Origin of the sequence: Cyanobium sp. Aljojuca 7D2, from assembly GCF_024346415.1 — a bacterium.
GTDB lineage: Bacteria > Cyanobacteriota > Cyanobacteriia > PCC-6307 > Cyanobiaceae > Cyanobium_A.
This window is the reverse complement of the sequence record NZ_JAGQCX010000016.1, coordinates 20743-41804: the sequence shown is the minus strand read 5'-3', so window position 1 is coordinate 41804 and position 21062 is coordinate 20743. Positions and strand designations below refer to the sequence as shown.

At 66.6% G+C, this 21062-nt stretch carries 28 protein-coding genes, 1 tRNA gene and 3 pseudogenes; 12 read left to right on the top strand and 20 right to left on the bottom strand.

Annotated elements, in window-relative coordinates; all coding sequences use genetic code 11:
* Positions 1-226, bottom strand: a pseudogene (locus KBY57_RS13465) (neuromedin U); the annotation flags it as partial.
* Between the two features lie 189 nt (positions 227-415).
* On the opposite strand from KBY57_RS13465, the gene rseP reads away from it, so the two are divergent.
* The 3 genes from rseP (at position 416) to KBY57_RS13450 (ending at position 4202) form a co-directional block, all read left to right on the top strand.
* Positions 416-1504, top strand: coding sequence for an RIP metalloprotease RseP (gene rseP, locus KBY57_RS13460; RefSeq protein WP_254996399.1), 1089 nt, complete (start codon positions 416-418; stop codon positions 1502-1504).
* A gap of 74 nt (positions 1505-1578) precedes the next feature.
* Positions 1579-1881: a 30S ribosomal protein S14 gene (gene rpsN / locus KBY57_RS13455; RefSeq protein ID WP_254996398.1), complete on the top strand. Its 303-nt coding sequence runs from the start codon at positions 1579-1581 to the stop codon at positions 1879-1881.
* 188 nt (positions 1882-2069) lie between these two features.
* The gene (locus tag KBY57_RS13450) at positions 2070-4202 is read left to right on the top strand and encodes a polyribonucleotide nucleotidyltransferase (RefSeq protein ID WP_254996397.1); all 2133 of its coding nucleotides are present in this window, start codon (positions 2070-2072) and stop codon (positions 4200-4202) included.
* Positions 4203-4208: 6 nt separating this feature from the next.
* Here KBY57_RS13450 and KBY57_RS13445 read toward each other — a convergent pair whose 3' ends face one another.
* Positions 4209-5144, bottom strand: a complete 936-nt coding sequence (locus KBY57_RS13445) for a 3'(2'),5'-bisphosphate nucleotidase CysQ (RefSeq protein WP_254996396.1) — start codon at positions 5142-5144, stop codon at positions 4209-4211.
* Between KBY57_RS13445 and rsmI the strand changes: the two genes are divergently transcribed.
* Both rsmI and KBY57_RS13435 read left to right on the top strand, forming a co-directional pair.
* A complete protein-coding gene (gene rsmI / locus KBY57_RS13440) occupies positions 5143-6066 on the top strand; it encodes a 16S rRNA (cytidine(1402)-2'-O)-methyltransferase (protein WP_254996405.1) in 924 nt (307 codons plus the stop codon). The genes KBY57_RS13445 and rsmI overlap by 2 nt on opposite strands.
* Before the next feature lie 69 nt (positions 6067-6135).
* Positions 6136-6378, top strand: coding sequence for a hypothetical protein (locus KBY57_RS13435; protein WP_254996395.1), 243 nt, complete (start codon positions 6136-6138; stop codon positions 6376-6378).
* On the opposite strand, the gene KBY57_RS13430 is transcribed toward KBY57_RS13435, so the two are convergent.
* Positions 6357-7118 carry a hypothetical protein gene (locus tag KBY57_RS13430; protein ID WP_254996393.1) on the bottom strand — a complete coding sequence of 254 codons (762 nt, stop codon included), beginning with the start codon at positions 7116-7118 and terminating at the stop codon, positions 6357-6359. The two genes, KBY57_RS13435 and KBY57_RS13430, sit on opposite strands and share 22 nt — an antisense overlap.
* A 72-nt stretch (positions 7119-7190) precedes the next feature.
* Positions 7191-7424, bottom strand: coding sequence for a hypothetical protein (locus KBY57_RS13425; protein ID WP_254996392.1), 234 nt, complete (start codon positions 7422-7424; stop codon positions 7191-7193).
* A gap of 94 nt (positions 7425-7518) precedes the next feature.
* On the opposite strand from KBY57_RS13425, the gene KBY57_RS13420 reads away from it, so the two are divergent.
* Positions 7519-7592 (top strand) — tRNA-Arg (locus tag KBY57_RS13420).
* 277 nt (positions 7593-7869) lie between these two features.
* Here KBY57_RS13420 and KBY57_RS13415 read toward each other — a convergent pair.
* On the bottom strand, positions 7870-8724 hold the full coding sequence (locus KBY57_RS13415; RefSeq protein ID WP_254996391.1) for a galactose mutarotase: 855 nt from the start codon (positions 8722-8724) through the stop codon (positions 7870-7872).
* A 192-nt stretch (positions 8725-8916) separates the two neighbouring features.
* On the opposite strand from KBY57_RS13415, the gene KBY57_RS13410 reads away from it, so the two are divergent.
* Complete coding sequence (locus KBY57_RS13410) at positions 8917-9078, top strand: hypothetical protein (RefSeq protein ID WP_254996389.1); 162 nt, start codon at positions 8917-8919, stop codon at positions 9076-9078.
* 203 nt (positions 9079-9281) lie between these two features.
* Here the strand turns inward: KBY57_RS13410 and KBY57_RS13405 are convergent, their stop codons facing one another.
* From KBY57_RS13405 to KBY57_RS13385, 5 genes and pseudogenes are all read right to left on the bottom strand, one after another.
* A complete protein-coding gene (locus KBY57_RS13405) occupies positions 9282-9515 on the bottom strand; it encodes a hypothetical protein (protein WP_254996387.1) in 234 nt (77 codons plus the stop codon).
* Between the two features lie 196 nt (positions 9516-9711).
* On the bottom strand, positions 9712-9924 hold the full coding sequence (locus KBY57_RS13400) for a hypothetical protein (protein ID WP_254996386.1): 213 nt from the start codon (positions 9922-9924) through the stop codon (positions 9712-9714).
* Positions 9925-10244: 320 nt separating this feature from the next.
* A complete protein-coding gene (locus KBY57_RS13395; protein ID WP_254996384.1) occupies positions 10245-10481 on the bottom strand; it encodes a chlorophyll a/b-binding protein in 237 nt (78 codons plus the stop codon).
* A 168-nt stretch (positions 10482-10649) separates the two neighbouring features.
* A pseudogene (locus tag KBY57_RS13390) lies at positions 10650-10739 on the bottom strand (high light inducible protein); the annotation flags it as partial.
* Between the two features lie 95 nt (positions 10740-10834).
* Positions 10835-11491, bottom strand: a complete 657-nt coding sequence (locus KBY57_RS13385; protein ID WP_254996383.1) for a DoxX family protein — start codon at positions 11489-11491, stop codon at positions 10835-10837.
* 170 nt (positions 11492-11661) lie between these two features.
* Between KBY57_RS13385 and KBY57_RS13380 the strand changes: the two genes are divergently transcribed.
* Positions 11662-11916, top strand: a complete 255-nt coding sequence (locus KBY57_RS13380) for a hypothetical protein (RefSeq protein ID WP_254996382.1) — start codon at positions 11662-11664, stop codon at positions 11914-11916.
* A gap of 163 nt (positions 11917-12079) precedes the next feature.
* On the opposite strand, the gene KBY57_RS13375 is transcribed toward KBY57_RS13380, so the two are convergent.
* Positions 12080-12346, bottom strand: a complete 267-nt coding sequence (locus KBY57_RS13375) for a hypothetical protein (protein ID WP_254996381.1) — start codon at positions 12344-12346, stop codon at positions 12080-12082.
* Between the two features lie 407 nt (positions 12347-12753).
* On the opposite strand from KBY57_RS13375, the gene KBY57_RS13370 reads away from it, so the two are divergent.
* From KBY57_RS13370 to KBY57_RS13360, 3 genes are all read left to right on the top strand, one after another.
* Entirely contained in the window at positions 12754-12981 is a 228-nt protein-coding gene (locus KBY57_RS13370) for a hypothetical protein (protein ID WP_254996380.1), read from the top strand.
* A 37-nt stretch (positions 12982-13018) separates the two neighbouring features.
* Positions 13019-13150, top strand: coding sequence for a hypothetical protein (locus KBY57_RS13365; RefSeq protein WP_254996379.1), 132 nt, complete (start codon positions 13019-13021; stop codon positions 13148-13150).
* 162 nt (positions 13151-13312) lie between these two features.
* Complete coding sequence (locus tag KBY57_RS13360) at positions 13313-13687, top strand: VOC family protein (RefSeq protein ID WP_254996378.1); 375 nt, start codon at positions 13313-13315, stop codon at positions 13685-13687.
* On the opposite strand, the pseudogene KBY57_RS13355 reads toward KBY57_RS13360, so the two are convergent.
* A pseudogene (locus tag KBY57_RS13355) lies at positions 13678-15752 on the bottom strand (heavy metal translocating P-type ATPase). The gene KBY57_RS13360 and the pseudogene KBY57_RS13355 overlap by 10 nt on opposite strands.
* A 126-nt stretch (positions 15753-15878) precedes the next feature.
* Here KBY57_RS13355 and KBY57_RS13350 point away from each other — a divergent pair.
* The gene (locus KBY57_RS13350) at positions 15879-16382 is read left to right on the top strand and encodes a hypothetical protein (protein ID WP_254996377.1); all 504 of its coding nucleotides are present in this window, start codon (positions 15879-15881) and stop codon (positions 16380-16382) included.
* Here KBY57_RS13350 and KBY57_RS13345 read toward each other — a convergent pair.
* The 8 genes from KBY57_RS13345 to KBY57_RS13310 all read right to left on the bottom strand — a co-directional run bounded on the left by KBY57_RS13345 (position 16379) and on the right by KBY57_RS13310 (position 21013).
* Positions 16379-16612, bottom strand: coding sequence for a DUF3136 domain-containing protein (locus KBY57_RS13345; RefSeq protein ID WP_254996376.1), 234 nt, complete (start codon positions 16610-16612; stop codon positions 16379-16381). The two genes, KBY57_RS13350 and KBY57_RS13345, sit on opposite strands and share 4 nt — an antisense overlap.
* 112 nt (positions 16613-16724) lie before the next feature.
* Positions 16725-17360 carry a helix-turn-helix transcriptional regulator gene (locus KBY57_RS13340; protein WP_254996375.1) on the bottom strand — a complete coding sequence of 212 codons (636 nt, stop codon included), beginning with the start codon at positions 17358-17360 and terminating at the stop codon, positions 16725-16727.
* 110 nt (positions 17361-17470) lie between these two features.
* A complete protein-coding gene (locus KBY57_RS13335) occupies positions 17471-17908 on the bottom strand; it encodes an AIR synthase-related protein (protein WP_254996374.1) in 438 nt (145 codons plus the stop codon).
* A complete protein-coding gene (locus KBY57_RS13330) occupies positions 17893-18048 on the bottom strand; it encodes an NAD(P)H-dependent oxidoreductase subunit E (RefSeq protein WP_254996373.1) in 156 nt (51 codons plus the stop codon). The genes KBY57_RS13335 and KBY57_RS13330 overlap by 16 nt, the downstream gene beginning before the upstream one ends.
* A complete protein-coding gene (locus KBY57_RS13325) occupies positions 18032-18310 on the bottom strand; it encodes a hypothetical protein (RefSeq protein WP_254996372.1) in 279 nt (92 codons plus the stop codon). Before KBY57_RS13325 ends, KBY57_RS13330 begins: the two co-directional genes overlap by 17 nt.
* A 449-nt stretch (positions 18311-18759) precedes the next feature.
* The gene (gluQRS, locus tag KBY57_RS13320; protein WP_254996371.1) at positions 18760-19740 is read right to left on the bottom strand and encodes a tRNA glutamyl-Q(34) synthetase GluQRS; all 981 of its coding nucleotides are present in this window, start codon (positions 19738-19740) and stop codon (positions 18760-18762) included.
* Positions 19741-19841: 101 nt separating this feature from the next.
* On the bottom strand, positions 19842-20117 hold the full coding sequence (locus KBY57_RS13315) for an HU family DNA-binding protein (protein ID WP_094561421.1): 276 nt from the start codon (positions 20115-20117) through the stop codon (positions 19842-19844).
* Between the two features lie 224 nt (positions 20118-20341).
* Positions 20342-21013, bottom strand: coding sequence for an MBL fold metallo-hydrolase (locus KBY57_RS13310; protein WP_254996404.1), 672 nt, complete (start codon positions 21011-21013; stop codon positions 20342-20344).
* Between the last annotated feature and the right edge of the window lie 49 nt (positions 21014-21062).

Here is a 21062-nt window from a genome sequence, read left to right as displayed (position 1 = left end):
GCGCGAAGGGCACCACCGGTTGAATGTTGAGCACATTCAGGGTTTGGTCCTGATTGGGCCCCATCCCCGGGGTGAGGTTGTTCTGAAACGGAACGCTGATCAGGTTGGCGATCGGGTTCTGGGCTTCAGCCGCGAGCGCCTCTGTCTGAGCTTCTGGTTGCGCGGCGGCGGGCAACAGGCCGGGCAACAACCCCGCTAGGGCCAGGGCAGCAGGCAGACGAGCCATGTAGCAGCGTGAACATCAGCGGGCGGATTATAGGGGTCACTTGCCCGCCGATCCGGCCAAAATGTCTTGCAGCGCAATGCTTTTCAGAACCCGCCACCCCGGGAGCCCAAGGGAACTGGGCCAGCACGGCTGGCATAACGGCTGATGCCCCAAACCCACCACAATGGAGGCCTTCACAGCAGGGCCTGAATGGGCGTTCTCACAGCACTGGCGATCCTGGCGGGGTTGATCGTGGTGCACGAGGCGGGGCACTTTTTTGCCGCCACCTGGCAGGGGATTCGCGTCAGCAGCTTCTCGATCGGCTTCGGGCCGGTGCTGCTGGAGCGCCAGCGCCGCGGCGTGCAATTCGCCCTGCGAGCCCTGCCCCTGGGCGGCTTCGTGGCCTTCCCCGATGACGACGAAGACAGCCCCATCCCCAAAAACGATCCCGATCTGCTCTCCAACCGGCCCCTGCCCCAGCGCGCGCTGGTGATCGCCGCCGGTGTGATGGCCAACCTGCTGCTCGCCTACGCCGTGCTGCTGGGTCAGGGATTGGTGCTCGGCATCCCCGCCGGCTTCAGCGCCAGCCCCGGCGTGCTTGTGAGCGGCGTGCAGCCCGGCCAGGCCGCCGCCGCCGCTGGCCTTCAGCCCGGCGACCGCCTGATGCGCCTCGATGGCCAGCCCCTTGGCGGCGGCCAGAGCGGCGTGGCCGCTCTGGTGGAGCGGATCAAGGCAGCCCCCGAGCAAACCCTGCGCCTCGACGCCGAGCGCAACGGACAGACCGTGGCCGTGCAGCTCACCCCCGCCGACCTCGGCGGCATCGGCCGCATCGGCGCCCAGCTGCAACCCAATGGCAGCGAGGCCTTCCGCCCCGCCCGCAATCCGCTCGAGCCCTTCCGCCAGGCCAACCACGATTTCGTCGCCCTCACCAGCCGCACCGTGGATGGTTTCGTCACCCTCGCCACCCACTTCGGCGAAACCGCCAGCCAGGTGAGCGGCCCGGTGAAAATCGTGGAGATGGGGGCGTCGCTGGCCAAGCAGGGTGGCAGCAGCCTGTTCATCTTCACCGCCCTGATCTCGATCAACCTGGCAGTGCTCAATGCCCTGCCGCTGCCCCTGCTCGATGGCGGTCAGTTCGTGTTGCTGCTGCTCGAGGGCGTGCGCGGCAAACCCCTGCCGGAGCGCTTCCAGATGGCCTTCATGCAGTCGGGCTTCGTGTTTCTGGTGGGCCTGAGTGTGATGCTGATCGTCAAGGACACCTCCCAGCTGCCGGCGGTGCAGCAGCTGTTGGGGCACTGATCTCGCCCCAACCAGGAGCCCGAACCCCCGCACGGTAAGCTCAAGTTCACCTACCCGTTCGCAGCCCAGGCCGCATGGCGAAGAAGTCGATGATTGCGCGCGACGTGAAGCGCAAGAAGATGGTGCAGCAGTTTGCTGCCAAGCGTGCTGCCCTCAAGGCCTCCTTCGACGCCGCTGCCGATCCGATGGAGCGCCTGGAAATCCATCGCAAGATCCAGGAGCTGCCCCGCAACAGCGCCCCCACCCGCGTGCGCAACCGCTGCTGGGCCACCGGCAAGCCCCGTGGTGTGTACCGCGATTTCGGCCTGTGCCGCAACCAGCTGCGTGAGCGCGCCCACAAGGGTGAGTTGCCCGGCGTGGTCAAGTCCTCCTGGTGATCCGGAGCGGGCTGGCCTGGGCATCGAAGACCGAGCCGCCACTCCCCATCCAATCCCCGAAGGCGCCTGCGGGCGCCTTTTTTTGTGCCGCCGCCACCGGCCCAAACGCGAGAAAAAGCAAAGGAATCCCCAGCAGCCAGAGGCCGAATGCGAGAATGGCCCTTGACAACAACAGGACATAAGCCCAAGTGCAAGGACAAACTCAGTCGATCTCCTTCGATGGTCGGGAGATCCGGCTGACCACCGGTCGGTTTGCCCCCCAGGCCGGGGGCTCGGTGATGGTCGAATGTGGTGATACCTCCGTTTTGGTTACCGCCACCCGCTCCGGCGGCCGCGAAGGCATCGATTTTCTCCCCCTGATTTGCGACTACGAGGAGCGGCTCTATGCCGCCGGTCGCATCCCCGGCAGCTTCTTCCGCCGTGAGGCGCGTCCCCCAGAGCGGGCCATCCTCACCTGCCGGCTGATCGATCGGCCAATGCGGCCCCTGTTCCCCAGCTGGATGCGCGACGACATCCAGATCGTGGCCACCTGCCTCTCCCTCGATGAGCGGGTGCCGCCCGATGTGCTGGCCGTGACCGGCGCCTCGATGGCCACCCTGCTGGCCAAGATCCCCTTCTACGGCCCCATGGCTGCGGTGCGCGTGGGCCTGCTGGGCGACGACTTCGTGCTCAACCCCAGCTTCCGCGAGATCGAGCGCAGCGAGCTGGACCTGGTGGTGGCCGGCACGCCCGAGGGCGTGATCATGGTGGAAGCCGGAGCCAACCAGCTGCCCGAGCAGGACGTGATCGAAGCGATCGACTTCGGTTACGAAGCGGTGTGCGAGCTGATCAAAGCCCAGCAGAACCTGCTGAAGGAGCTGGGCATCGAGCAGGTGATCCCCGAGGCCCAGGTGCTCGACGCCACCCTGCCCAGCTTCCTCGAGAAGGAATGCGCCAAGGGCATCGGTGAGGTGCTCAAACAGTTCTCCCAAACCAAGCCCGAGCGCGACGAGAAACTCGACGCGATCAAGGCTGAGGTGGCTGAGAAGATCGCCGGCCTCGCTGAGGACGACCCGATCCGCACGGCGGCCAGCGGCAAGGCCCTGGGCAACAGCTACAAGAGCCTCACCAAGAAGCTGATGCGCGAGCAGATCCTGAAGGACGGCAAGCGCGTCGACGGCCGCAACCTCGACGAGGTGCGCACGATCAGCGCCGCCGCCGGCGTGCTGCCCAAGCGCGTGCACGGCTCGGCCCTGTTCCAGCGCGGCCTCACCCAGGTGCTCTCCTGCGCCACCCTCGGCACCCCGAGCGACGCCCAAGAGATGGACGACCTCAACCCGTCCACCGAGAAGCACTACCTGCACCACTACAACTTCCCGCCCTACTCCACCGGCGAAACCAAGCCGATGCGCTCCCCCGGCCGCCGCGAAATCGGCCACGGCGCCCTGGCAGAGCGGGCGATCGTGCCGGTGCTGCCCAGCAAGGAGTCCTTCCCCTACGTGCTGCGCGTGGTGTCGGAGTGCCTCAGCTCCAACGGCTCCACGTCGATGGGCTCGGTGTGCGGCAGCACCCTGGCGCTGATGGATGCGGGCGTGCCCCTCAAGGCTCCGGTGAGCGGCGCCGCCATGGGCCTGATCAAGGAAGGCAAAGAGGTGCGCATCCTCACCGACATCCAGGGCATCGAGGACTTCCTCGGCGACATGGACTTCAAGGTGGCCGGCACCGAGAAGGGCATCACCGCCCTGCAGATGGACATGAAGATCACGGGCCTCGACGTGAAAACCGTGGCCGAAGCCGTCAACCAGGCCCGCCCTGCCCGCCTGCACATCCTCGAGAAGATGCTCGAGGCGATCGACAAGCCCCGCGACACCATGTCGCCCCATGCCCCGCGCCTGCTCAGCTTCCGCATTGATCCGGAGCTGATCGGCACCGTGATCGGCCCCGGCGGCCGCACGATCAAGGGCATCACCGAGCGCACCAACACCAAGATCGACATCGAGGACGGCGGCATCGTCACGATCGCCAGCCACGACGGCGCCGCGGCCGAAGAAGCCCAGCGCATCATCGAAGGCCTCACCCGTCGCATCAGCGAAGGCGAGGTGTTCACCGGTGGCGTCACCCGGGTGATCCCGATCGGTGCCTTCGTGGAGATCCTGCCCGGCAAGGAAGGGATGATCCACATCTCCCAGCTCTCAGAAGCCCGGGTGGAGAAGGTGGAAGACGTGGTCAACGTGGGCGATCAGGTGACCGTGCGCGTGCGCGAAATCGACAACCGCGGCCGCATCAACCTCACCCTGCGCGGTGTGCCCCAATCCGAATCCGAGGCGCCGGTGCCGGCCTGAGTTCCCTCAGACGGCAAAGCCCGGATCAATCGTGGCCATCGCCGCGGCCGCTCTCTCGCATAACGCGCGATGGGCGGCCCCATGGCTGGCGATCAGGCAGCCGGCCTGACGCACATCGCCGCTGTTGTAGCCCAACGGCTGTCCATCGGCATGGCTGAAGGCCCCACCCGCGGCGCGCAACACCGCTTCCGGGGCGGCCATGTCCCAGTCCTTCGGAGCACTCTTGCCAGACAGCGAGATGTAGAGGTCGGTTTCGCCACGCAGGATCGTGGCCACCTTGCCGCCCACGCTGCCGATCGCCTTGGTGTCGCCCAGGGCCAGGGCCGCCAGCAGCTGCTCCAGGCGCGCATCGCGGTGGTTGCGGCTGGCCACCAACACCAGTTCGCCCAGGGCGCGGCGGCCGCTGAAGCGCACCGGCGAGCGCACACCAGCGCGGTTTTCACACCAGGCCTCGCCGCTGGCCCCAGTGAGGGCGGGCATCACGCCAAGCCACAGCTCCTCCATCACCGGCAGCAGCACCACCCCCAGCACCGGTTCGCCGCGGTGCACCAGCGCCAGATGAACGGCGTATTCGCCGGTGCCCTGCAGGAAGTCTTTGGTGCCATCGAGGGGATCGAGGATCCACAGCCACTCAGCCGCCAAGGGCTGGCCGTCGGTGAGTTGCTCCTTGGCCGTCTCCTCGCTGAGCACGGTCCAGTCGGCGGCGGGGAAAGCCGCCGCCAGGCCATCCAGCAGCCAGCGATTCACCGCCAGATCCGCCGCGCTCACCGGGCCCTCGCCCCCCTCGTCCACGCTTAGTGCCCGGGGAAAACCGTAGGGGGGCTGCTCGCCGCGGCCATAGGCCAGCAGGATGTCGGCGGCACCCCAGCTCAGCCGCCGCAGCTCACCCAGCAGCACCTCCAAGGTGATGCCCGAGGGCAAGGGCAGGGCAGCCGGCATCATGGTGGGGCAGGGATCAGCATTGTGCAGGAGCGAGCCCCGAGCCGTGCAAGCCACCGAACCGGCCCCCGGCGTGCTCTACCTGGTGGGCACCCCAATCGGCAACCTGGGCGACCTGTCGCCCCGCGCCCGGCAGGTGCTGGCCGGCGTCGACCGCATCGCCTGTGAGGACACGCGCCGCAGCGGTTTACTGCTGCACCAGCTGGGGCTGCGCCAGAAGGACCAGGGGCCCAGGCTGGTGAGCTTCCATGCCCACAACCAAACCGCCCGCATCCCCGAGCTGCTCGCCGCCCTGGCCGCAGGCGAGGCGCTGGCCGTGATCAGTGATGCCGGTCTGCCGGGCATCTCCGATCCCGGCGAGGCGCTGGTGGCGGCCGCCCGCAACGCCGGCCATGGGGTGATCTGCGTTCCCGGCCCCAGCGCCGTGACCACGGCCCTGGTAAGCAGCGGCCTACCCAGCGGGCGCTTCTGCTTTGAGGGCTTCCTGCCGCCCAAGGCCAACCAGCGGCGCCAGCGGCTGCAGGAGCTCGCAGGCGAGCAGCGCACCCTGGTGCTGTTTGAAGCACCGCACCGGCTGCTGGATCTGCTCGACGATCTGCTGGCGGTGCTGGGCGATCGGCCTCTGCGCGTCGCCCGCGAACTCACCAAGAAGCACGAGGAGCAGGTGGGGCCCACGGTGGCGGCGGCCCGCGAGCATTTCCAGCGCACGCCACCCCAGGGGGAATGCACCCTGGTGCTGGGAGGTGCCGAGCCGCCACCGCCGCCCAGCTGGAACGCCGCCAGTCTCACGGCCGAGCTGGAGGCCCTGCAACAGGCGGGCCACAGCAGCAATGCCGCTGCCAAGCTGCTGGCCGAACGCACCGGCCACAGCAAGCGCGAGCTCTACGCCCTGCTGCATCAGACGCCGCCAGGCCCCAACATCTGACGCCCCAACCCTGACCCGTCAGACTTCAGCGCAGTTCCAGCTCCGGATCGGCCGATCCCGGATCCCCTGATGGTGGTGCGCCTGCGTCTGCTTCTGGCCAGCCTGTTGGGCGGCGGCCTGCTGCTGGCGATTCTCTGCCTCGGCGCCCAAAACCTCGATCAGCGCCCCAGCCTCAACCTGGGGTTTGGCCGCAGCGCTCCATTGCCCGCCGGCTTCCTGGTGGGCATCGCCCTGGTGATCGGTGTGCTCAGCGGCGGCTGCAGCGCGGCGCTGCTGGCTCCCCGCAGCGATCAGCTGCCCGGCAGGGAATAGAGGCTGCCCTCGATCACCACGCGGCTGATGCCCTGGGCGATCAGGTAGGGGGCGGTGCGCTCCAGCACGCGGGTGTCGGGCACCTTGATCACCCGCTGGGTGCGGCCGCAGTGGCGCTTGGCTTGGCGCGGATTGGCGAACACCAACAGGGCCTGCCGGTCTTCTTCCCCATCGGGCAGCTGCCCCAACTCCGGGAACTCCTTGAGCGGCTTGGCCTGGAGCTCCACGGTTTTGTCCACCAGCATGTAAACGCTGGCGGGCAGCGGCGCCTCCGCCAGGGGCTGGCACTGGGCCGGCTCGCCAAGGTGGTCTCCCAGCAGCAACGGCACAGCCACGAACGACTCACTCGGATCGCTCGTGTCGTCATCGTCGAAGTCGAGGTGGGCGTCCGCTTCGGCGGCGTCGCTGGCGTCATCGCCGAAATCATCGGCATCGTCGATCGCCAACACCGCAGCCTCGTCATCGTCGGCCCCCTTTGGCGGGCTGTCTGGCAGATCTGGCGCGCTGACCTGAGGAAGGGGATCTGGCTTGGCGGGCTGCGGCACCGCCTTGGCGGCGCGGGGGGTGCGCTGCTGCTTGAGCTGCTCGTATTCGGCCGGCTCGAGCGCGGCCTTCACCGCGCGGCTCACCGTGTTGGCGCTGCAGCCATAGGCCTCCGCCAGCTCCGTGCTCCCCTCACCGGCGCGATAGCGCGCCACGATCTCGATTTTCTGGCTGTCGGAGAGCCGGGGGGCAGCCATGGATCGAGCGATGCGCAGCTCGCCACTGTAGGCGGATTGCCCCGACTCCCCAAGGGCAGCCAACGGCGGCGCTCAGGGCGTGGGCGGTTTGACGTTGGGGCAGGTGGCGCCATTGAACCTGGCGGCGATGCGATCGCTGCCTTCCTTGTAGATGGTCTGGGCCTTCTGGCTGTCACCGGAGGCTTGGGCGGCATCGAGCTTGCTGGCAAACATGCCGCAGGCCTGATCCAGGCTCACCGCGCGGGCTGCCAAGGGCGCCGAGAGGGCCAGCAGAGCAGCAGCGGCAAGCACGAAGGACGAACGCATGACCGGTGGCGATGGAAGGGGCAACTCTGACGCAACGGCCGCAGACCCAACGCGCTTGTGGCGGCGATGGCAGGTGCGCGATCATGACTCCGAAGCTCCCTTAGCTCAGCTGGATAGAGCAGCTGCCTTCTAAGCAGCCGGTCGTGTGTTCGAATCACACAGGGGGCGTTTCCAGGCGAGGCGACAAAAGTCTCAAAACCCTGAGGTTGGGGTGGCATCACGCACCGCCTGCGGAATACGGCGTGTTGCAGGAGCCGATCGTTTGGTTGAGCCCCTCATTGGCGTTTGGGCGGCATTCCCCCCAGATGGGGGGCGCGGCATTCAGCCCAGTCCTCGACACTGAAGCGCGGATCGCCACTGGAGCACACCATGAACACAACAGTGAGCGAGCTTCTGCTGGTGGCCGTGTTGTTTGCCGTGGTGGTGCTCTCAGGCAGGGTCTGAATCAGGCACGAATCAACGCGTAGCGCGTGTGGAGCTCGGTGCTGGCACCGGGCGCCAACTCGATCCTGCGATCACCGCTCAGCAGGGCCTGGCGCGGAGCACTCCAAGGTTCGAGGCACACCATCGGGCGGGGCGGTTCCGTCCAGAGCACCGCCAGATCAAAGGGGTGGCTGAGCTGCAGTTCAAGCGTGGCGCCGGCCGCCTCATCCACCAGCCGCACCGGCCCGGTTGGACGCACCAGCAGATCGATGCCCTGGGCCAACCGTTGCATCTGCTCAGCGGTGGCAGCCGGCGCCATCGTGAGGTGGTTCAGGCATTCGTCCGGCAGCCCCTCAAAGCGCACCCCCTCCAGGCTGGAGAGATTGAAATAGGGGTGAAGCCCAAAACTGAACGGCATCGGTGCTCCACTGCGGTTGCTCACCGTGGTGCCGATTTCCAGGGCACCAGGAGCCAGCCGCACCTCCATGCGAAGCAGGAACTGGAAGGGGTAGGCCTGGAGCGTCTCCTCTGTGTCGCGCAACTCCAGGGCCACGCCGCGGCCATCCGCCAGGGGCTCCATCTGCCAGGGCAACTGCCGCGCGAAGCCGTGCTGGCCGATGGTGAAGGTGCCCTGGGGCAGGGGCAGCTGGTTGTCGGGCAGCCCGCCCGTGATCGGAAACAGCACCGGGAAACCGCCTCGCACCGACTGGGCAGGATCGAGGAAGCGCTCCAGATCGAGGTACACCACCTCCCGGTCGCCGGAGCGCCAGCCGCTGATCAGGCCGCCGCGCTCGGGCACCACCCGCAGCAGATCACCGCTGTCGGGATCGCTGAACTCCCAATGTGGATAGGGAAGGTCGCGCTGACGGAGAGGCATGGTGGTCAGGGCTGATGGGAGTCGAACCCACTCTGCCGCCTGCCTGCTGCAGGCGATGCCCCCTTCGGGGAACATCTTTGCTAAGCCCCGGCCATCCATCACGGCCGAGGCCGCAGCACCAGCCAGGCAATCAGCAGGATGCTGCCGGTGCTCACCACCGTGAAGATCCAGTCGGCGTAGGGCGTCCAGGGCATGGCATCACTCAACACCCAGGCGATCATGCTGCCGGCACAGTGGGAAGCAATGGACAAACCTCCAAAGCCGATACCGCGCGAGACCACAGAAACAATGGTGCGCAACATCGGCCGGGAGCTGGCGGAGATCAAGCAGGCCATCGGCAGGAGCCGCGGCTGACGGGGACCTGGATGGCCCATCTACTGATCAGCAGCTGCCAACTACTGCACAACCTGCTGATCGACACCGCCAGACGGCCCAGACGGATCGTGCGGTGAGAGGCTGCTGATCAGCCGTAACCGCGATGGAGGGCTGCCACCCTGCAACCTCTTGGGGACTGCTGCAAGCCATCAGCTACGGGCTTGGTCAGCAAACAAGCTTCCTCAGGCTTCCCCACGGGATTTGGCCATTGCGTAATGCCGCTCCAGCCAGAAGCAAGCCAGATTGGAGATCGAGCGCCCTTGCAGGCTGCTTTCCTCAACAAGCGCCTGATACATCGACCATGACAGGGTGATGGTGATGCGCTGAGACTTGCGCATCATCACCGGATATTGCGTTTCAACGTGTAGCCCATGTTTGAGATCAGCCATAAGAATAGCTTTGAGTAGCAAGTTCATGCTATAAAGCTACTCTATCAACGTCAATGTCGGCTTTGCATCCAAGTTGACCAAAGTGGGCGCGTCGAGTGGCGGCGAATGCCAAACCCAAGGCATTACAGCCATTGCCGCATCATTTCCCGAGATGGCCAACCGACCTTTTGCCTTGCATCTGCATCACTTTGCGGCAGAGCTGCACCACCCAGAGCCGCTCACCTCATGAAAAAGCTTGGAGATCAAAGAAGATGCGATAGATGCCGTACGACCCCTTGAGCACGACCAAGATGACAGTCGACCACAAAACGGCAACGACCCAGCCTTTTTGGCTGCTCTGTTGGGCACCGTTCCACATCGCCCCATAGATGGTCAGGAGCACAAAGAGCAGTAGCCATTGGACCGTGAGCAGCACCGACGAAAGGAATAGCGGCATATGCAAAAAGCGCGCAGAGAAAGGCTGTTATCGTCCTGCTTATGGCACGAGCTCTAAAGATGTCTTGACCATCCATCGATATAGCAGTGATAAGCTAGGCTGCAACTAGGCCTAAAAATTCCGCAATGCTTGTCAGGCAATCAATACAAGCGAGCGATCGGATACGTCATCATTGACAACCTCCTCTGTGACATTTTGGCCTTGACGCCTGACGCGGGGAGGTGCTGGTCGTTCAGCCGCCGCGTGGAGAGACGAGCTGCAGCCACAACAAAACCCCAGGCAGGGCCGGGGGCTGATGGCAGGCCCAAAGGCCGTCAACGTCAGAAGCAGAAGGGCAGGAACTGGGTGCGGCAGGCGGCGTAGCCGTCCACCAGCGCGCCAAGGCGGATCTGATGGGCAATGCCCGAGCCAGTAATGGCCTCGGTGACGATGCCGAGCACGATGCCAAGCATGGCGGCGCGGCCATTGAAGAGCTCAGCGCGCTTGAGCTGTTCCAGAAGGATCAGTTGCTCGGCGCGGTGCTCGAGCCATTGGTCGTTAGCGGGAGTGTTGGTCATGGGATTTTGAAGAATGAATTAGAAGCTGAACCATCAGTCCGCGAGATCGGGCTGGAGCAAGGCGCCCAAAACCCAGGCACCAAAAAGAACAACGCAGAGGGTGGCGATCATCGAGTGCTCGGAAATAGGTCGGTGGGGCGACTGAGCACGTCAGTGGGCATGGGTTCAGCCCAGACCGATCACGAAGCCGAGCTTGGCCAAACGGCCATTCCAGGTCTCGGCGAAGGCGACAAAACCGAAGCGGGGGGGTGGATTCAGCGATGACTGTTTCGTTTTGTTACGAGAACTGTAACGCAATGTGACGGGCTGCGGCGGATTCCGCGGGTCATGTGCTCCCTGTGACCCCGTTTGGATCAGTCAGCCCGATCGAAGGTCTCCACCGGGATGGCCATCGGGGCGTGGGAGCCGGGGTGCTCCATCCACTCCGATTCGAAGCTTGCACTGGAGGCTTCCATGCCAGCCATCAGCTCTGGCGCCATGCCGGCATCAAAGGAAAAACGCCCCGGACCGATCAGCAGCAGCGCCAGGCTGCCTCCCAGGTAGAGCACCACCAGCTCGAGCACGTAGATGTTCAGACCGGCCGTCAGGATGTGCTGGTAGGCGGCGGTCGCCATCGTGCCGGTGAGAGCCAGGGCGCCCAGCGGCGTGAGCAGGCCCAGGATCACCAGCCAGCTGCCGATCAGCTCAGAGAATCCCGCCACGTAGGCAAAGAAAAGGGGGAAGGGCAGGTGCAGAGACGCCACATAGGTGTTGGCGAACTGCTGTGGGTCGGCGAGCTTCTCCTGGCCGTGGTGAATCATCATCACGCCGATGCTTAGGCGCAGCAGCAGCAGGCCAGCGGACGCCAGCAGGCCTGGACTCTGCAGATAGGTCAACACGGCTGGCTTCAGCGGAGCCAGGCCAGCCAGCACGGAGCCGCGGGGCGAGGACATGCTTTGGGTTGCCAACCAGAGCGCGAAGCAGGCCCCCGCGAAGCCACCAAAAAGCTCCAGCAGAAGAGATGTGGACATGGCCAGAGGGCGTTTATGAAATCCTGGCAGGCTGCATGAAGAAACGTGAAGCACGGGAAGCAGGCCGCCCTGCCCAGCTGCACCAGTCGCTTTCAGGCGCCTTCCTGGAGCACCCCGCTCGCACTCCCCGCAGCTCCGGTGCATGATGTAACAACTTCGTTACAAGGGCCATGACGTTGGGCGAGCTGTTCCTGGAGGCTCTGAGCTCTGGAGTCATCACCCAGCCCGAGATCGACTGGGTTCTCTCCGAGCAGAGCCGCTTCTCCAGGCCGGAGCAGGCAGTCGTGCAAAGGCTGGGTCGACTCCTGGATCAAGGCGGGATTCAGTTGGGCTGCCGTGTCTCACCGCAGCTGCTGCACCACCGCCAGGTACGCAATGACTGGATCGAGCCCCTGGGCCGCCGCCGCCACGCCCACGCAGCCTGAGCAGATCTGTCATCACCCAGCACCTGCTGCTAGCAAATTGCCGACGGGTGCCTTGACGGGCAGCTGACAGATCAGCAGCCTCTGCGGACGATCAGGTCGACATCCCCGCCAGCCTCCGCGACTGGATTCATCGATGGACGGGATCTGCAGCAGGGCCTGGCCCTCATAGCTCTCCGTGGCTGCGCTGCCAGTGCAGTTGGGGGCCCTGGAGCGACGGCAGCAGCGGGCTCTGCTGATCGCTCACCAATTCATCCTGCTGGCAGGCCTCAATGGCATGTCTGAGCACCGGGTAGCGCTGCACCATCGCGGCGTATTGGGCCGAGTGGCGGTAGCTCTGCTCCAGCTGCCGGTAGTCCTGATCCGGTTGCATGCCGGGTTGGTCGCCCCGTGCGGTGCGCCTAGCGGCGCGGAGCTGGTTTGTGGTTGTCATGGAAAGGATTTGGGGCGGCCAGGGTTCTTCTCGGCAGACCGGCCCGAGCGCACTGTCCCTAAGGGCAAGCCGATGTGCCGCGCTTGTCAGCGGGAGCAAACGGCGCGGCACGGTGACTCAGGTCAACCAATTCGGCTTGAGCGTGCCAAACACCCGCTCGCCGATCAGGGGTTGCACCAGGGGTCGCGTTCTGGTGCAGCAGCAGCGGGGCATTGGCCTAGGGCTGCAGTGGCGTCGCACCAACCTTCCCTGTCGCGGCGGCGGGAATTGGCTCGGTGGCCAGCGGCAGCAAAAAGGGCGGCAATCATCACCTCAACAGGTAGGGCTGATCACACCGCCAATCGCGCTGTTGCCGTGAGGATGCAAGAAGCGATGGCTCTGGCGAGCAGAGCCCAGATGGTTCACACATGCGAGAAGCCCTATTCACCGTTAGCCAACGGCCCGATGGCACCTTGATCGGCGAGAACGCCACCCTTGGATTGGCCGTCTGCGCCATGGAGCGCGAAAGCCTGCAGGAAGAGGCCCGGGATGCCCTGATCCACGCGCTCGGCCCAGCCCATGTCAGCTACCGGGTGCGGTTGCAGCCCAGCGCTCGCCGCAGTGCTGCAGCGCTGCCGTCAGGGGTCAGGCACTGAGGCCGGCGATCCTGCCGACTCCGAGTTGGATGGTCAGATGATTCCTGTTCGTTTTCTGATGCTCAGCCGCTTGATGCGCTCGGCCTGGGCCGTTGGTGCCATTGCGATGGTGACCGCCTTACTGCTGGAGTGGGGCCTGATCGTTGCCGATACAACCAGTGTGTCCTGATCACGGCGGCTGAGCTCTGACCTCAGCCCCTCAGCCGGTTGTGTCTTCGAATCACAAAGCGCCTGGCGGGCCTGTTGGATCAGGCAGGGCACAGCCTCAGCAGCATGCCCAACCGCCTCCAGCTCTGGAACACTGCATCAGGCGTTGCGGGGCAGGCTGACGATGAGGGGCTCGATCGTGCTGGCCGCCGATGATCCGGCCAACCTGGCTCGCTTTTATGCCGCCCTGCTGAACGCGCCCGCCCAACAAGGGTCGGGATCGAGCCACTGGCGCGTGCCCTGGCCGGCCGGTGGCTTCCTCGAGCTCTACGCACCCTCCCGCAGCCGGCCCCAACCCAGGCAGCCAGGGCGGATGGCGCTTTGCCTGCAACGGACCGTGGATGCTGGAGACCCCGCCGCCCTGCTCCAGGCCTGGATCCAGCAGGCCACCGCGGAGGGGGGATCACTACTGGAACCGGCGCGGCACGAATCCTTTGGGGTGGAAGCCTGGTTGCTGGATCCCGAGGGCAACCGCCTGCTGCTGCTGGTTCAGGCCTGAGCCGCGCGGCGGTAGCGGCGCAGCAGCGAGGAATTCACGATCACCGACAGCGAACTCAGGGCCATCGCCGCACCAGCAATCATCGGGTTGAGCCAGCCCAGGGCCGCAATCGGCACGCCCAGGGAGTTGTAGATGAAAGCCCAGAACAGGTTCTGGCGGATCTTGTTCATCGTGGCCCGCGACAGGCCAATGGCCGTCACCACATCGCGCAGGTCGTTGCCGAGCAGCAGCAGATCGCCCGCCTCCTTGGCCACATCCGCCCCGGAGCCGATGGCGATGCCGATGTCGGCGGTGGCCAGGGCCGGGGCGTCGTTGACACCATCCCCCACCATCGCCACCACCTGGCCTTATCGGCGGGACGCACCTCAGCAATCACCTCGGTGATGCCCACCTGGGCGGCGATGGCCTCGGCCGTGGTGCGGTTGTCGCCGCTGAGCATCACCACCTGGATCCGCCGCCGCTGCAGCAGCTCCACCGCCTGCCTCGCCTCCGGCCGCACGGTGTCGGCCACCGCCAGCAGGCCCAGCACGGCCTCGCCCTGGCCCAGCAGCATCACGGTGTTGCCGGCGGTTTCCAGTTGTTGCACAGCGTGTTGCACAGGTTCAGGAAGCTGGGGCACCACACGCCGCGCCAGGGCCCGGTTGCCCAGCCACAGGGCCTGGTCGCCCACCACTGCCTGCACCACTGCCTGCACACCTTCCCCCACCTGGGCCTGGAAATCCCGGGCAGGCAGCAGCGCCAGCCCCTCAGCGCTGGCGGCCTCCAGCAGGGCCGCCGCCAGGGGGTGCTCGGAGCCGTGTTCCAGCGAGGCCGCCAGCTGCAGCACCTGCTCGCGCGACTGCCCAGCCATCGGCACCACCTGGGTGAGCGCGGGCTTGCCCTGGGTGAGGGTGCCGGTTTTGTCGAACACCACGGAGGTGAGCCGCTCCACCCGCTCCAGCACCTCACCGCTGCGGATCAGGATGCCCAGCTCGGCGCCCTTGCCCACCCCCACCATCAGCGCCGCCGGCGTGGCGATGCCCAGGGCGCAGGGGCAGGAGATCACCAGCACGGCGATGAAGGCCAGCAGGCCACTGCTGAAGCTGCCGGCCAGGGTCCAGAGGGCAAAGGCCGCAAACGCCACGGCCACCACCGCCGGCACAAACCAGGCCGTGACCCGATCCGCCAGCCGCTGCACCGGCGCTGAGCTGGCCTGGGCCTCCTCGACGATGCGGATGATCTGGGCCAGGGCCGTCTCGGCCCCCACCCGCGTGGCCGTAAAGCGCAGCAGCCCGCGCCCATTGATCGTGCCGCCGATCAGCTCGGATCCGGCCTGCTTGCTCACTGGCAGCGATTCGCCGGTGATCAGCGCCTCATCCAGCGACGACTGCCCCTCCACAACAACCCCATCGGCAGGCACCTTCTCGCCGGGGCGCACCAGCACCAGATCGCCCTTCAGCACGGCCTCGGTGGGCACGGTCATCTCCTGGCCGCCTCGGATCACGGTGGCGCTGGCGGGCTGCAGATCCAGCAGCCGCCGCACGGCCGCCGAGGAGCGCTGCTTGATGATCTCCTCCATGTATTTGCCCAGCAACACGAAGGCGATCACCACGGCCGACACCTCGAAGTAGACACCGCGCTCGTCGATGTCGACCGGCAGGATCTGGGGTGCAAACACCACCACCACGCTGTAGAGGTAGGCCACGGATGTGCCCAGCGCGATCAGCACGTCCATGTTCAGGGCGCGCCGCTGCAGGGCGGCCCAGGCCCCCACATAGAAGCTCCAACCCCCGAACACCTGCACCGGTGTCGCCAGCAGGAACAACCACACACCCCAGGTGAGCCAGGGCAACTGGGCCACCGGCGCCATGTTCAGCAGGCTCACGCCGGCCGCCAAAGCCAGGAAGGCCCCGGCTCGCACGATTGCCAAGGCCAGCACGCCGCTGAGGGCAATGCCAACGCGCCGACGCATCCGACGCAGCTCCTGCTCGGGTGCCAGAAACGTTTGCCGGCAGCCCTGGCTGCAGAAGTAATAGGTGCGGCTGGCCCGCTGGGCTGAGAGGGCTGTGGCCGTGGGCACCACCATCCCGCAGATCGGATCCTTGGCCATCGGGCTGGACGGGGCCATGGCAGGTGGCTGGAGGCCGGACATGGTCACAACATCTCTTTCTGCACTGTGACCATGGATGCTGGGTCTGGCGTAGGGCGCTCCATGGACATCCCAATCCCCACAGGCACGGAGGTGCTGGAGCGCGAACGGCTCAGCCGCCGGCAAGGCTCCCAACTCACCACAACCAACCTGGTGGGCCGCTGGCGACTCCACCAGCTCTGGAGCAAAGCCCAGGCCCAGCCCAACCCCACGACGGCAACCCTGCTGCGAAGCCTGAAAGCCAGCCTCAGCATCGAAGCAGGCGCCACGGCTGACGACGCGCTCACGGTGCGCAACAGCGTGCAGCTCGGCGCTCTGCAGCTGTGCTTCAGCGGCCACGGCCAGCTGCGGGGCGCACGGCCACTGCTGGAGTTTTGGTTCACTGAGCTCGCGCTGAACCTCGGCGGCCAGACCCTGTGGCGGCAAGCCATCACACACCAACCGGAGCCGCGCCGGCGCCCCTTCTTCGCCCTGATCGCCCGAACGGGCAACGCCGATTCGGGCTGGTTGCTGGCCCGGGGCCGGGGTGGCGGCCTCGCCCTCTGGGTGCTCGACCCCGAGCCTTAAACGACGGTTTTCAGCTCCCGCTGCAGCAGGGCGAAGAGATAGTCGGGCTCCCGGTATTGGCCGGGCAGACAATTGTGGAGGATCTCGAGGCGTTGCCAGCAGACGGTGCGACGCACCTTGGCAATCGACTTGCCTTCGCGGATCAGCAGGCGCAGGGCCTTGCAGTACAGGGAGTAGTTGGCTTCGAGCTCACCGATGGTGAGGCCCGGAGCGGGCAGGGAGGTGGTCATGAAACGAGCGGCCTTCGGGTCAGCGGAGAACCCTTGTGGGCACAGGATTACTCTGCGCCCAAGGGCCCTGTCCCCGAGCCCCCCATAGGGGGACAATTCAGATCTGAACGCGTCAGATCTGAACCATTCCGCAGCGCATGCCCTTGAGCACCGCCTGCAGGCGGTTGTTGACGTCGAGGGTTTTGAGCAGGCGCTTGGTGTAGGTCTTCGCCGTTTCCTCACTGACCACCAGCCGCTCGGCGATCTCCCGATCGGTGAGGCCGCTGGCCAGCAGATCCAGCACCTCGTATTCCCGCTTGGTGAGCCGGGGGCAACTGAGATAGGGCAGGGTGCCGGTGCGCAGGGCGGGACTGCGATACGAGTGGTGCCCCATCACCGCCACCACCGCCTCCAACCAGGGGGCATCGACGTACTGGGCCGGGATCACATCCCCTAGGGCCAGCACCACCACCCGCAGGCTGGGCTGGGCGGCGCGGGCCTTGCGGGCCAGCTCGAAGCCGTTGCCGTCCTCGAGGTAGTCGGTGCAGATCAGCAGCTCGTAGGGCTCCCGCAGCAGATAGCGCAAGCAGGTGGCCTCGTCAGTAACGGCACAGCCGATGCGGGTGCGGTCCTGAAAGCTCTCACACACGGAGCGCAGCAGGAAGCGGCCCTTCATGGCGATCGCCACTTTGCCGCTGATCGCCACCGACAGCAGCACCTGGTCGAGCGTGGTGCCCTCCAGGCTGCTCAGAAAGGGGGTGAGGTCCATGGACCCTTCTCGGGGGCGGACGCCTTGACCGGACGGTGCAACAAACCTAGCCAGCGACGGGACCCTTCCAAGCCGATTCCCTCAAAAAGGTGACCCAGCTGCACGCCCGCTTAACAGATGCGCGGCAGCAGCTCGCCGCTAAGGGGCACCAGCAACCGTTCGGTGCCAAGGGCCGTCCTGAGCAACACCCGCGGCCCCGCCCCACCGGCCGGCCGCACCGAACCGATCCAGGCCCCGCCATGGGCCTCCAGCAGCGCGCGGGCCGCAGCGCAGGCCTGGGGCGGCACCACCGCCACAAAACGGCCCTCATTGGCCAGATGCAACGGCTCAAAGCCCAGCAGGTCGCAGGTGCGCGCCACCGGCTCCGCCACCGGCAGACGCGCCTCCTCGATCGCCAGCTCAACCCTGGCCGCGTCGGCCAACTCCTGCAGGGCACAGGCCAGGCCGCCGCGGGTGAGGTCGCGCAGGCAGTGGATCCGCATGCCCGCCGCCAGCAGCTCCTGCACCTGGGTCCAGAGGGGCGCGCAGTCGCTCAGCACCGGCGGCACCAACGCCAGGCCATCGCCACCGCCAGGCGCTGCAGGTCCTCCCGTGGCAGGTAGCCATGGGCCTGCTGCACGGCGTGAAGGCGCTCGATCAGCGAATCGCCCAGGCCATGGGATGGCCTGGGCTCAGGTGTCGTTGCCACCGAAATCGTCCTCGAAGCCCTGGTCGGGATCGAACTCATTCCAGCCGGGGCTGGCGTCGTTGAAGAGCCCATAGCGGGCCGACTCGTCGTCCATCAGGGTGTTGCCGGTGGCACGCGTGTCGCAGCTGATGCCGCCATCGGCGGTGGGCTGGCAGTTGTCAAACTCCACTCCGGCCCGCACCGGCGCCAAGGGAAGCAAGGCCGCAGCGAGGACGAGTGCCGCAGCGGGAACCAGTGCCGCCCGGGCAAAAGGAAGGATCATCGGCATGGCCTCAGCATGGCCTGATCGCACAGATCGGGCACGGTCTGCTGGGATGATGGCCACGGTTTTGCGTCTGAGCGATGTACACCGACTGGACTGCCGTGATTCTGCTGCTGCTGACGGCGGCACCTCTGGCCGTTGTGGTGGCCACCGCAGCCTTCTTCATCTGGCGGCAGAAGAAGCAGAAACGCTGATCACCACCTCTGGCTGGCCGCGTAGCTCAGCGGGTATCACCTGACCCTGGCCGAGGCAATCGAGGCAGGTGCGGTAGCGCTGATCGGCCAGACGCAGGATGCCACTGCCGCCGCACTGCGGGCAGCGGCATTCATGCAATTGGCTGGTTCGCTGCAGGAGCGCGTCGGGAAGGGTCATCGGAGGTCCCGATCCGGGAACTTGGGCGTTAATCGCCAGTGTGGTTCGCTTTTCCCGGCCTGATCCCGAAAGCTTCCTTAAGGCTGAAGCGCCCGCAGGGCCCCATCCAGCCGCCCTGGGCTCAGCTCCTGGAGCAACTCGGCGGCACTCAACCGACTGCCCGGCGGCACCAGGGCAGCACTGGCGGCCAGCTCCCCCACCACCGCCGCCGCGTCCCGGCCGCGCTGCCGATAACCATCGAGGCCCTCGGCCCCCTCCCGCTTGCTGAGCCGCCGGCCCTCACCGTCGCGCCAGAGCGGCACATGGCCGTAGCGCGGCGAGGCCGCACCCAGAGCCGCCATCACCGCCACCTGGGCGCCGGTGGCGCTCCACAGATCGTCGCCCCGCACCACGTCACTGATGCCGAGGCTGAGCTCGTCCACCGCCGTAGCCAGGTGATAGGCGAGGAAGCCATCGGCCCGGCGCAGCACCACATCGCCGATGGCAGCCTCACCATCGAGGGCTCCGGGGGGGCCGTAGGCCTCGGACCAGCACAGCCCCCCCGCCGCCAGTCGCAACCGCCAGCTGGGCAGCCGCCCCTGCTCAGGTCCCCAGCCACCGCCTCGATCGCGGCAGAAGCCCGGATACACCGCCAAGGCGCCATGGGGGGCCGAGACATCCGCCAGCAAACGGCGACTGCAGCGGCAGGGATAGAGCAGGCCCTGGCGCCGCAGGGCCGACAGGGCCGTGGCGTACAACCCGCGCCGCTCGCTCTGACGCAACACCGGACCGTCCCACGTCAGGCCCAGCCAGCGCAGGTCGGCCAGGATTGCGGCCTCGGCGCCGGAGCGGTTGCGCGGGGTGTCGAGATCGTCGATGCGCAGCAGCCACTGGCCGCCCCGCAGCCGAGCGTGCAGCCAGCTGATCAGGGCTGTGCGCAGATTGCCGCGGTGCAGGGCGCCGGTGGGGGAGGGGGCGAAACGGCCGCGATAGCCCAGCTCCCGCCGGCGCACACCCGCCTCCAGCAGGGCTTGGAGATGGCGAGGCAGGGCCGAGGCCGTCAGGGGTGATGGATCCACTCTCTCTATCTTCATGCGGTCCCATCCGGCCACAAAAAAAGCGGCCCCTCAGGACCGCTTCAACCAGACAATCTGGGGTGGATGGCAGGGCGGGGCCCCGATCAGCCCTGAACCCGATCCTTGAACATCTTGCCGGCGGTGAAGGCAGGCACGCGCTTGGCAGGGATCTTGATCTTCTGGCCGGTCTTGGGGTTCAGACCCTGACGGGCCGAGCGCTCGCGGGGCTCAAAGGAACCAAAGCCCAGGATCGACACCTTCTTGCCTTCCACCACCGAATCAATGATGGTTTCGATGGCGGCATCGACGACCTGGGAGACGTCGGTTTTGGTGAGCTCGGTGCGGGCAGCAACGAGGTTGACGAGATCTGCTTTGTTCATAGGACGAGGAAGCCTCGGGGGTGACGGTCGGGTTGCGACGGTGGGGTCGCGATGAAAGTGGCGAGTCGGAAAACCCCGACCGGCCCTGAGTAGAGCGCGCCAATGGTATGGGGCTCTGGACGGCGCTGCAACACAGAAGTCCACCGCCGCAACGGTTTTCGTGACAATTCCCCCACACAATGCGCAAAAATTGCCGGATCGCTACAAAAAAGCGCCTTGACGCTTCAGCGATCGAGCTGGGCCAGCAGCACCGCACCGCCACGCACGAGCTTGTCGCCGCGCAGGGCGCCGAGCCCGGCACCGCTGGCGATCCAGTCGGGAGACCCGGCCGGCAACCAGGCCCGCAGGCGCGCCACGCTGGTGAGCTGACGCGGCCAATGGAAGGTGCGGGCCGTGCGCAGCGGCGCCAATACCCCAGGGCCTGTAGGCACCAGCAACCGCCCACAGAACAGGCCATCGAGCTCCCCCGCTCGCACATGCAGCACGCAGGCACCTGGCGTGGGCCCCGGCGTCCAGAGCAGCCGCACCCCCGGCGCCAGAAGATGCTCATGGCCAAAGCTGGTGCACCCCTGCACCCCCGGCAGCAGGTAGGCCTCCTGCTCCTGCACCAGCACCGACCAGCCCAGGGCCTCCTGCAGGCGACGGCAGCGGCCATGGCCCTCGCGGCTGGTGAGCACAAGCGTGCCGGGGCCCACCTGCGCCGTGCGCTGCCGCAGCATCGCCAGGTTGGCCTCAGTGAACCCTGGCGCATCCACCAGCAGATCGCCGGTGCCGCCATAGGCCCCAGCCTCCAGCAACCAGCTGCTGCCGCCCTGGCTGTCGCGACTGGGGGCAAACAACCACAGGCCCGGGCGCACCAGCTGGGGCGGCCGGCCGGATTCGGGGGGCTGGGACAGCAGGGTCAACGGGGGCGGAGGCGAGGGATCGGGAAACGGAGACAGACAC